The organism is Aquimarina sp. I32.4 (assembly GCF_002924285.1).
Classification (GTDB): Bacteria; Bacteroidota; Bacteroidia; order Flavobacteriales; family Flavobacteriaceae; genus Aquimarina.
This window is the reverse complement of sequence record NZ_PGUB01000129.1, coordinates 1-10,309: the sequence shown is the minus strand read 5'-3', so window position 1 is coordinate 10,309 and position 10,309 is coordinate 1. Positions and strand designations below refer to the sequence as shown.

Genomic DNA, 10,309 nt, shown 5'->3' with positions numbered 1-10,309 from the left:
AACCCTCGCTTGGCTAATGGTATGTGTGGAATTATTTCCATTTCTATTGTATATTTGTCTAGTACACTGTACATAATGAGCTGATTTTAAATAATTTACGTGTCGTAACGCAAATATCGGCAGCCCGTTTTTACAATTCAAAAAAAAGTTTAAATCAGTTCTTATTATAAAAATTAAGAGATTGTCTCTGCAAAACAATCTCTTAATCAAAGCACTATAGCATGTAATAACAAGTAATATATTATTATACCCATGCCCAATCTATTTACCCATCGCATAACGTGATGCTCCTGGTAAATCTCTTAAAAAACTTATTATAATATTAAATTTTAGTCCAAAAAAAGTAGTAATATATTTCATAACATCCTGATTTTATAATTATACTATAAATTTAAAGCATATTATCAGTTGTCTTTTCAAAAAATCGTTAACTGACCAAAAAGTGTGTTTAAAATAACACTTTTGTTCGACGAATGGTAAATTTTACTCGTTTCACAGAATAAAACTACGGTATTACACTAAAAATCAAGGTGTTTACAAGTATTATTATGGGATATTAAGATATTTGTGTGTTTGTAATGATACTTTCCATTTTGGGTTTTTCATTACATAATCAACAATCATAGGTACGACCTTATCTCTTACACTCCATTCTGGCTGAAGATATAACACACACTCCCCCGAAACCTTTGCAGCTTGTTTTTCTGCAAATTCAAAATCACTTTTATTATAGATAATACATTTTAGCTCATTTGCTTTTTTACTAACCTCTTCTTTTGGTAGCATTCTTTTTTTAGGAGAAAGGCAAATCCAATCCCAATCACCTGTAAGAGGATATGCTCCTGATGTTTCGATATGCGTTTTAGCTCCTTTTTCTTTTAGTCCATCTGTAAGTGGGATCATATTCCAAGTAAGAGGCTCTCCTCCTGTGACTACAATTACATTACTATGTTTAAGAGCATTTTCTATAATCACATCGGTATCGGTTGGAGGATGTAAATCTGCATTCCAGCTTTCTTTTACATCACACCAATGGCATCCTACATCACAACCTCCTATTCTTATAAAATAGGCTGCTGTCCCTTTATAATAACCTTCTCCCTGAATGGTATAAAATTCTTCCATCAGAGGAAGCATTTTTCCATCATTTACCAATTTCTGTACACTCTTTTGCATAAGTGTGCAAAGGTAAATAATATTAAATTACGATTTTACAATAATTAGAATAAGAAAAAAGTCTTTAGTATAACTCTTGTTTATGCTACAAAACATCTTTTATATTTTCCAAAGCTTGCTTTGTTTCCTCCTTTATCCCTCCATCAACTAATTCCCTTATACTATGATCCATACCTATCTGCCCAGAGAGAAAGTATAATTCTCCAACTTGTACAATATCAGAAAATGGAGCTTTTGATTTTTTGGGTTCGTGTGTCTTATGAAAAACTACTTCTTTTTCAGAATCAGAAGTATTCATAGTGCATCCTGTAAAAATCATTAAAAGACATATAAGAAGAATTGTTTTTTTCATCTGTTTACATCTGAAAATTATAATTATTTTTTATGCTTATCCGTTTTCTTCCCCAAGATAATTCCATCTATTAGATACAGCTGCGACCATCAGTCTATCGAAAATATTATCAAAATACCTTCGATTAAACTTAAAGCAGTATTCATTTAGATAGTTTTGAAGAAAATCATCATCTATTCTATGATGTACATCAAGTAGCAATCTCTTAGCATTGCTTATTGCTGTATGCACCCATGGTAATATTGTGTTAATTTCTTTTTTTGGAACCACTTTAGAATCCAAATTATAATCCTCTTTCAAATTATTATAACTGTTTGATTTGTCTGAAACAATTTTAGTATTCTTTTTTACCTTTTCCTTTACCACCACAGCTAAATCTTCTTTTTTTAATGATTCAATAACCGTCATCTTTAAATATCCTACACGTTTTTTAGTTCTATGTTTTTTAGGATTATAATTTTGTTCTTCTACTCTTGATTCTGCTGCAACCAACACCGTTGATTGACGCTGACTTCCCCGTCCTCGTTTTAATGGTTCTGTTTTATCCCTTGTTATAGAGACAGTTTCAAAAAAACCTTCATCTAATTCTATTTCCTCTCCTAATTCGTATTGTTCGTCTCTAAGCCCCATAACACTTCGTAATTTATGAACCATTGACCAGATAGGCTCATAACGTTTATGACCTATTTGACGTTGAATTTCTTTAGCAGAAAATGATTTCTTTGTACTTGTTATTAAGTGCATGGCTATAAACCAGTATTGGTAGGGCAATTTACTGCTCTGCATTACCGTTCCACTCTTCAAAGTGGTACGATGCTTACAGCTCTTACATTCCCATTGCTCTCTGTTCTTTTTCCAGTAATGTGAAGTACTACCGCATTTTTTACACGTTACACCTTCTTGTAAACGATACGATTTAAATGCTATCTTACAGCTTTCCTCGTCTGGATAATGCTTAAAAAACTCAATTAATTTCATACTTTAAAGATACCAAGTAATAGGGAAACATAAGGATAAGCATATTTAATAATTTCTCCAAGCTCTATTAATTCTTGTTTGCTATAGCTTAAATATCCGATTTTATTAAGACAATACTCCAATGAAGTTGTAAAGTTTATTGGAGTAGTGATTTTATTTTTCTTGCAGCTAAGCGATATGAATTTAATCGTATTTGCCTTAAAACAAATAGTATCTGAAAATTTCACACTTGTAATCATACCTGTTGCCAATCCATCAGTAAGATCATTACCATCTAAGACATGTCCTGTTGCGGTGATATTAACTTTAAGGTTTGAAATGCTTGCTTGATATATTGCTTCAGTCTCAAAAAAATAGCCGTTTCCGCATCCTGTCAAGGTTATTGCTATTACAATTATTAAAAGCCTTTTCATAGTTTACTATATATCAATCTTTTTATACTCTCTTTATACTATTGAGATTTATTATGTTATACCGCTACTTTATCTACCACTGTTTCCAGCTCTTGAAATACTTTTTTCTGAGCAGGTGCTAGCAATGCATCTTTTATTTTTCCAGCAATTAATTCAATAATCCCTCTTCGTATCTTTACACTTTTACCAAAATAAACATTCATAATCGAACTTGGTATAATATGATTCATTTTTACCGTATTATCTTCTGTGAAATATAGCTTAATTCCATGCATTGCGCTTTTTTTAAGAATTACACATTGCGCTATTTGTCCGTTATGATCTTTTCTAACTTCCCAGATATCATACTTTTTAGAACATTCAAAAGAAGATGCTGTTTTCAAAAAACCATGAAGTGTATCTAATGAATTGTACTGATCTTTAACTGTAATTATTTTTTCCATCTGTATAATAAATTTGATAGTAAGAAAGATTAGTAATTCAATCCAATAAAATCTCCGTTTAGCTCATAACTAAAGATAAAATTAGTCCCTCCATTTTCTGGTATTATTATTACAACATATTCAGTTTTAGTTATATCTCCATTTTTTGGAAATTTTATCTGTGCCATACTCAAAGTTGGATTTTCTATACTTTTTTCTTCTTTTAATTGTTTGCAAGAACTCTCAACTAATTCACCTAATTTTGAGAGATTAATTTTTTCGTTTAACTGAAACATAAAGTCTACAGCTTTTGTTCCTTCTGGGACTTCTAAAGATATTTCTGAATTTTGCGTCCAATTACCTTGGGATAAATTCCATTGCCCCATTTTTAAAGACTCTGGAGCTTTTGTAACGGTTACCCCAATCATATTGCCAATAGATTTATTGTATGCAATTGATAAATGTGTAAAATAAGCTTCATCACCAAATTTGCTTTTTATTTCCTCCTCTATTACTGCAAATCCTTCTGCATTGGCCGGTTGTTTACTAGCTCCTCCTCCACAAGATAGTAGTGTAATTATTACTCCTACTAGTGCTGTAAATTTTAATACTTTCATTTTAATTTGTTTTTGGTTTATCATCATAATATTTATAATGATTTTATTTATACACCAATAAAAGTAGTGTGTAAGAATGTCTTAGAAAATAGAGAATCTATTTCTGAAGAAGTAGAACAAATAAATGAGATATTTGATTAAATATCTGTAAAAGGAAGAAATTTAGTGATTATTCCAATTTAAAAATGTGCTTAAAAAGTGTTCCTTTTTACGAGAAGATACTGGTATTTTTTTTCCGTTTTTTAAATAAATAACACCAGACTTGTCGTATTTATCTATAAATTTCAAGTTAACCATAAATGATTGGTGTGGGCGTGTAAAACTAGCTTTAGAAAGACGTTCTTCAAATTCTTTTAAGGTTTTGGAAACCATATATTTTTTATTGTCACTGCAATAAAATGTTGTATACCCTTTATCTGATTCACAAAATAATAGTTCATTTAAATCTACGACCTGAAAACTGTCATGGAGTGACAATATTAATTTAGAATCTTCATTGCTCCAAGCTTCTTTTGCAATCTTAACCTGCTGTTTTTGTTTTGTTATGGGTAATTCAGTCACTTTCTGTAATGCCATTTGTAGTTCTTCTACATCTACAGGTTTTAAAAGGTAATCTACTGCACCAATTTTTAAGGCTTGTAAGGCATGTTCTTCATAAGCAGTAATAAAAATGATTTTAAAGGATAAGTTTTCGGTTTGTTCTAAAAAATCAAACCCAGTACCATCAGTAAGATTAATATCCAGAAAAATTAATTCTGGCTTACAAGCATTTGCTACAACAACAGCATCTTTTACCGATTCACATTCCCCTATTACTTCTATCTCTGCATCTATTAATTGCAATAGGTTGAGTAAGCCTTTTCTTATGTATTCCTTATCTTCTATTATTAATGTTTTCATATGGTTAAAATTTTATAAGGAATTATTAAAGTAACGATGGTTCCTTGCTCGTTATATTTCTGTCTATCTTCAATAATAACTGAACCTTTCATTTTAAAATCATTAGATAACATCTTTAATCGTTCAGAGGTTATTGTGGTAGACAATGATTTTTTATCTTGATTTTTACTTTTTACCAGAGAGTCAATCCCAATACCGTTGTCAGTAATCGTACAAATCAACTTTTTGTTCAAATAGGATAGATGAACATCAAGTATTCTATTTTCTTTTTGGTTTACAAATGCGTGTTCTATGGCGTTCTCAACAAATGGCTGAATAAGCATTGGCGGAATTTTAAACACCGATACATCTATGGTATCCTCTACAAAAACGGTATATGTATATGCTTCGTTTTCTAAATTCTGAAGTGCTAGATAGTTTTCTATGGCAGTTAACTCTTGAGAAAGTAAAACTATTTTGTCTCTTGAATTTTCTAAAATAATTCGAAGTAATTTTGAGAATTTTGACAAATAAGAAACAGATTTTTTCTCTTCTTTATTTAAAATCATGCCTTGCAATACAGAAAGTGAATTGAAAATAAAATGAGGTGTCATTTGCGAGCGTAACAATTTTTGTTCAATTACTATATTCTGTGTTTTAGATTTTTCGTTTCTTAATTTTAAAAAGAAAATTGTTGCTCCGAAAATTAAAATTGTTATTAAAAAAGCTATTACACCAAGTAATAAGTTACGTTGTGATTTTTCTAAACTTTGAGAGGTTGTTTTTACTGTTTTGGTCAACCTTAATTCTCTTTTTTCTGCAGATGCTAACTCATTTTTATATTTATACTCGTATTCTAATTCTGCAATTTTCTTAATGTTTTCTCTATTAAAAAGACTGTCATTTAATTTTTTTAGCTGTTGATGATTTAAAAAAGCTTTTTCGTGCTCTCCTATTTTATTGTTTATTTTGGAGAGTAACTCATAAGCATCTCGTTGGTGTTTTAAAAATTTATATTTAGTTGCTAATTGAGCTCCTTTTTCAGCATTAACTAATGCCAAGTTGTATTTATTCATATAGTAATATACACTTGCAATACCTATATAAGATTCTAATAATTCGTATTTTTTTTGAGTAGTATTAGTGATTTTATTTGCTTCTTGAAAGCTAGCTAAAGCTTTTGAATATTTTTTAATTCCCAAATACGCAAAACCTAAACCATTAAGGCCAATGGCTAAATAATCATTATCATTAACCTCTTTACTTACCTTAATAGATTTTTTAAAATAAAGGATAGCTTTATTAAATTCCTTTTTATTGATATAGATGCTCCCAATATTATTTGTTATAGAATTAATGTTTTTGGTATTATGCTTAGCCTGTTGAATACTCAAAGCCTTATTATAAAAACCTAGTGCTTTATCATAAAATTTTTGTTGTTTATAGATGTTACCAATATTATTTAGGGATTGAAAAATACCAATAGAATCATTAGACTTTTCGGCAACGTCTAATGATTTGTTATGATACTCCAAAGATAATGAGTAATTACCTTGCTCTATATACACCACGGCTATTGCATTTAAACAACTAAGTATTCCATGTTTATTATTACTATTTGTATAAGCGTTTAATGCTTTTTTTAAATTAATTAAAGCTTCTTTATATTTTCCCATACCAGAGTAAATATTGCCTATATTATAGAGGTAGTTAGGTATATTCTTTTTTATTCCAAGTTTATGATCTATAGCCAATGCCTCTTTAAAATATTTTAAAGCAAGTTTCTGATTACCTCTATAATTATATAAAGCTCCCATACCGTTCTTACAACCTGCTATTCCTTTTAAGTCATCTATTGAGGCATATAGCTCTATTGCTTTTTTAAAGTTGCTAATAGAAACTTCAAACTTAGTTTGTTCCATATAAGTAATCCCTTTCATATAAAAACTACGAGCTTTTCCTTTTGTTGATTTTATTTCATCCGCAAGTTTACCCGCTTGTTCAGCATATACTAATGATTGTGGTGGATTACTTCTATAATGATAAAAAGCTAAGTGATTGAGAATTTTTACACGAACCGTATCTTTCTTTGTATAGATTTTTAATTCATTCTTTAAGCTATCTATCTTTTTATTTTGCGCTTGCATGTTTCCTGCCAAAAACAAAAAACTAAGTAAAGAAAGAATATATCTGCTGATAGGACTCATAATAAATTATTAAACTAATTTTTAGTATTCATATAAATAGGGGGTGCTAAATCTACTATTTTTTAGATTAGGGTAGAATAATTTTCTATCGTAAAAAATTTAATATGGAATATTTTATAAAGCTATGAAGAAATCACCAAAGGGTTCATATCATTTTTTTTATTTCTATCGTTTTTTCCTTTAAAAGAGAGAGTTAAAAAATACAATTTACTGACGTGAACTACCCTATATAATCAGAAAAACCCTCGTTGTCTACTGACAAATAGGGTTTTAGTTCAGTCGGGTAGAGAGGATTCGAACCTCCGATCTCTGGTCCCCCAGACCAGCACTTTAACCAGACTAAGCTACTACCCGAAAAATTTTTAGATAGCAAATATAATAATCTTCAGTTTAAATTAGAGGATTATTATCTCGTTCTAAAATTTTTATCATTTTAAAAGATTTCAGTAAATGAAATAACCCAGGTAAAATGACTGTACCTCCTATAATAAGTGAAATTCCTAAGACTTTGATAACACTATCTGGAGCTATATCCTCTATCAAACTAATACTTCCTGTTTTGGTAATAAGTATATCTGGAAAATGTGATATCAAAGCGGCCAGTAGAATTAAAAACACTTGTAATCCTGCAAAAAAACGGCTCCATATTTTATTTCCTTTCTTAATAGTTCTCCATAGTGGAATCAATAACATTGCAGAAAAAATAACAGCAACTATTGCAAATGGACTTTTCAAAAAATCTAGAATAAATACATTTCCATTACTATATCCGTACCCAAAAGTGAGTAATCCTATAGTAAATACCACAATTGTAGCAATAGCAGATTTCCTAATATATATGTTTTCATTTTTTTCATCTGATTCACCAATTAGTAAAATCGAAGATAAAAAGGCACAAAGTGCGGCAAAGAATAATCCAACCAGAATACTGAAAACATTACACCAAGGTTGTACAAAAGCTTCATAAAATGTCAATGCTGTTACATCTTCTACCACTTCTATTTTACCTGATATTAAAGCACCAAAAACCATTCCCAAAAATATAGGAGTGATCAAGCTAGATATCATAAAAAGACTATCGTATAATTTTTGAGAATTATCGATTACAGCATCATAATGTCTGAACACGAAAGCTACTCCTCTAAGTGTAACTCCTAATAATACGATAGTAAGAGGTATATGTAAATTGACTACCATAATATTGTAGTAGACAGGAAAGGCAATCCATAAAATTACGATCAAAATAATAATCCAAATATGATTAGCCTCCCAAACGGGTCCCATTACACGATAAATAGTCTTCTTAGTGATTTTTTGATTCTCTTTAGATGAAAAAAGTTCTACAATTCCAGCCCCATAATCGGCGCCACCTAAAACGACATATAGGTATAAAGAAAACATCAAAAAGAATAATACTACATATAACATAATCTACTAATTTGAATTATTTAATACTCTAATCTGCCTTAGCATTAGCCATGTAACTGCAACCGATAATGCCAGATACACGACAATATACATATAGAAACTAAATACAATACCAGGCATTGGTGTCACAGCATCTTTAGTTCTCATAACTTTATGTATAATCCAAGGTTGTCTTCCCACTTCTGTAACTATCCACCCAGCTTCTAAGGCTAAAAATCCCATGGGAGCCAATACAATAAATAGCAACCAATATTTATTATTGTTAAACCAATGCTTCTTTTTTAAGGAAACAAAATATAAAATACCTGCAAAAAGTAATAGTGTACCTATACCCACCATAATTTGAAAAGCATAATGTACCATAGCTACATTAGGACGTTCATCTTCAGGGAAATCATTTAACCCTTTTACTTCTGCATTAAAATCTGAAAAAGCAAGAAAAGATAACATTCCAGGAAGTTCTATTTTATAGTTTACCTCTTGTTTTTCTGCATTTACAATTCCTCCTATATATAATGGAACATTCTTTTCGGTAGTATAATGAGCCTCCATTGCAGCCAGTTTTACAGGCTGGCGTTGTGCTATGTCTTTTGCAGAAATATCACCACTTATAGGTTGTAAAATTGCTGCAATCGCTCCAAAAGTGATTGCTATTTTGAAAGCTTTTTTATGTAAGGCTACTTTTCTATTTTTATATATTTGATATGCATGAATTCCTGCAACGGCAAAACCAGTAGCTGTAAAAGCAGCCAAAGTCATATGTAGTGCCTGTGTAAACCAAGCAGGGTTTAACATTGCCTGTATAGGATCTATATTCAAGAATTGACCATCTATATAATCAAATCCACTGGGAGAGTTCATCCAACCATTTGCGGCTACAACCAAAATCCCTGAGGCTACACCAGATAGACCTATAATAATCCCTGTAACCCAATGAAATTTTTCTGGTAGTTTATTCCATCCATATAAATAAAACCCCAGCGCTATTGCTTCTACAAAAAAAGCAGCTCCTTCTAATGAAAAAGGCATTCCAATAATCGGCCCAGCATGTTTCATAAACTCTGGCCAGAGTAATCCTAACTCAAAAGATAATGCAGTGCCCGAGACCGCTCCAGTAACAAAAAATATAGCGACTCCTTTTTGCCATGATTTGGTCAAAGTGAGGTATATCTGGTCTCGTGTTTTTAACCATTTATAATGAGATACTACCATAAAAAAAGGCATGACCATACCAATACAAGCAAAAACAATATGAAATATAAGGGTAAATGCCATTTGGAGTCTTGCCGCATCAAGATTTTCCATAGATAAAATTTAGAGAAGAAATTGGCTTCAAAATTAATATTACAAAGATACAATCTAAGTGTGGTTTATCACTTGATCTTACTAGTGTTTTTTATTAAAAAGATACACTTTAACATTCTGAAAACTAATGATAAATATCTTTATTATAATTCATGGAATAATTCGATATTTCTAGTGTTATAGAATTATATAATAACTAACTTTTTAAAATATTTTTCACTTTATGAAACTATTTGTTTTTATTTTAAATGATTTACCTATATTTGCACCCTCGAAAGAGAAACACTATACTTCGGGGTGTAGCGTAGCCCGGTTATCGCGCCGCGTTTGGGACGCGGAGGTCGCAGGTTCGAATCCTGCCACCCCGACAAAAAGAGGTCTTGTATTAAGAGGGCACTGAAAAAGCTTAACTTTTTCAGCAATGACTAGAAAAAAGCGATTAAATAAAATCAATGTTTATTTAATCGCTTTTTTCATTTGAAGCCGTAATATTGAGATTCGATTATTTTAAAACAGTTTACAGAGCTTATTT

Annotated in this window: 10 protein-coding genes and 2 tRNA genes; 1 reads left to right on the top strand and 11 read right to left on the bottom strand. The window is 30.7% G+C overall.

The window, feature by feature from the left end; genetic code table 11:
- Nucleotides 1–546 precede the first annotated feature (546 nt).
- From CVD18_RS19640 to CVD18_RS19590, 11 genes are all read right to left on the bottom strand, one after another.
- Nucleotides 547–1,176: a 7-carboxy-7-deazaguanine synthase QueE gene (locus CVD18_RS19640; protein ID WP_103867202.1), complete on the bottom strand. Its 630-nt coding sequence runs from the start codon at nt 1,174–1,176 to the stop codon at nt 547–549.
- Between the two features lie 85 nt (nt 1,177–1,261).
- On the bottom strand, nt 1,262–1,528 hold the full coding sequence (locus tag CVD18_RS19635; protein ID WP_103867201.1) for a Rid family hydrolase: 267 nt from the start codon (nt 1,526–1,528) through the stop codon (nt 1,262–1,264).
- Between the two features lie 36 nt (nt 1,529–1,564).
- Entirely contained in the window at nt 1,565–2,506 is a 942-nt protein-coding gene (locus CVD18_RS19630; RefSeq protein ID WP_103863869.1) for an IS1595 family transposase, read from the bottom strand.
- The gene (locus CVD18_RS19625) at nt 2,503–2,919 is read right to left on the bottom strand and encodes a hypothetical protein (protein ID WP_103867200.1); all 417 of its coding nucleotides are present in this window, start codon (nt 2,917–2,919) and stop codon (nt 2,503–2,505) included. Before CVD18_RS19625 ends, CVD18_RS19630 begins: the two co-directional genes overlap by 4 nt.
- A gap of 56 nt (nt 2,920–2,975) precedes the next feature.
- On the bottom strand, nt 2,976–3,362 hold the full coding sequence (locus CVD18_RS19620) for a hypothetical protein (protein ID WP_103867199.1): 387 nt from the start codon (nt 3,360–3,362) through the stop codon (nt 2,976–2,978).
- A gap of 29 nt (nt 3,363–3,391) precedes the next feature.
- Entirely contained in the window at nt 3,392–3,958 is a 567-nt protein-coding gene (locus CVD18_RS19615) for a hypothetical protein (RefSeq protein ID WP_146052864.1), read from the bottom strand.
- Nucleotides 3,959–4,120: 162 nt separating this feature from the next.
- Nucleotides 4,121–4,858, bottom strand: coding sequence for a LytTR family DNA-binding domain-containing protein (locus CVD18_RS19610; RefSeq protein WP_103867197.1), 738 nt, complete (start codon nt 4,856–4,858; stop codon nt 4,121–4,123).
- Nucleotides 4,855–7,044 (bottom strand): tetratricopeptide repeat protein, encoded by a 2,190-nt coding sequence (locus CVD18_RS19605; protein ID WP_233194597.1) that lies wholly within the window; start codon nt 7,042–7,044, stop codon nt 4,855–4,857. The genes CVD18_RS19610 and CVD18_RS19605 overlap by 4 nt, the downstream gene beginning before the upstream one ends.
- A gap of 279 nt (nt 7,045–7,323) precedes the next feature.
- Nucleotides 7,324–7,398 (bottom strand) — tRNA-Pro (locus CVD18_RS19600).
- A gap of 36 nt (nt 7,399–7,434) precedes the next feature.
- Entirely contained in the window at nt 7,435–8,472 is a 1,038-nt protein-coding gene (locus tag CVD18_RS19595; RefSeq protein ID WP_103867196.1) for a cytochrome d ubiquinol oxidase subunit II, read from the bottom strand.
- 6 nt (nt 8,473–8,478) lie between these two features.
- Nucleotides 8,479–9,777: a cytochrome ubiquinol oxidase subunit I gene (locus CVD18_RS19590; protein WP_103867195.1), complete on the bottom strand. Its 1,299-nt coding sequence runs from the start codon at nt 9,775–9,777 to the stop codon at nt 8,479–8,481.
- A gap of 293 nt (nt 9,778–10,070) precedes the next feature.
- Between CVD18_RS19590 and CVD18_RS19585 the strand changes: the two genes are divergently transcribed.
- Nucleotides 10,071–10,145: transfer RNA gene (locus CVD18_RS19585), tRNA-Pro, on the top strand.
- Nucleotides 10,146–10,309: the final 164 nt, after the last annotated feature.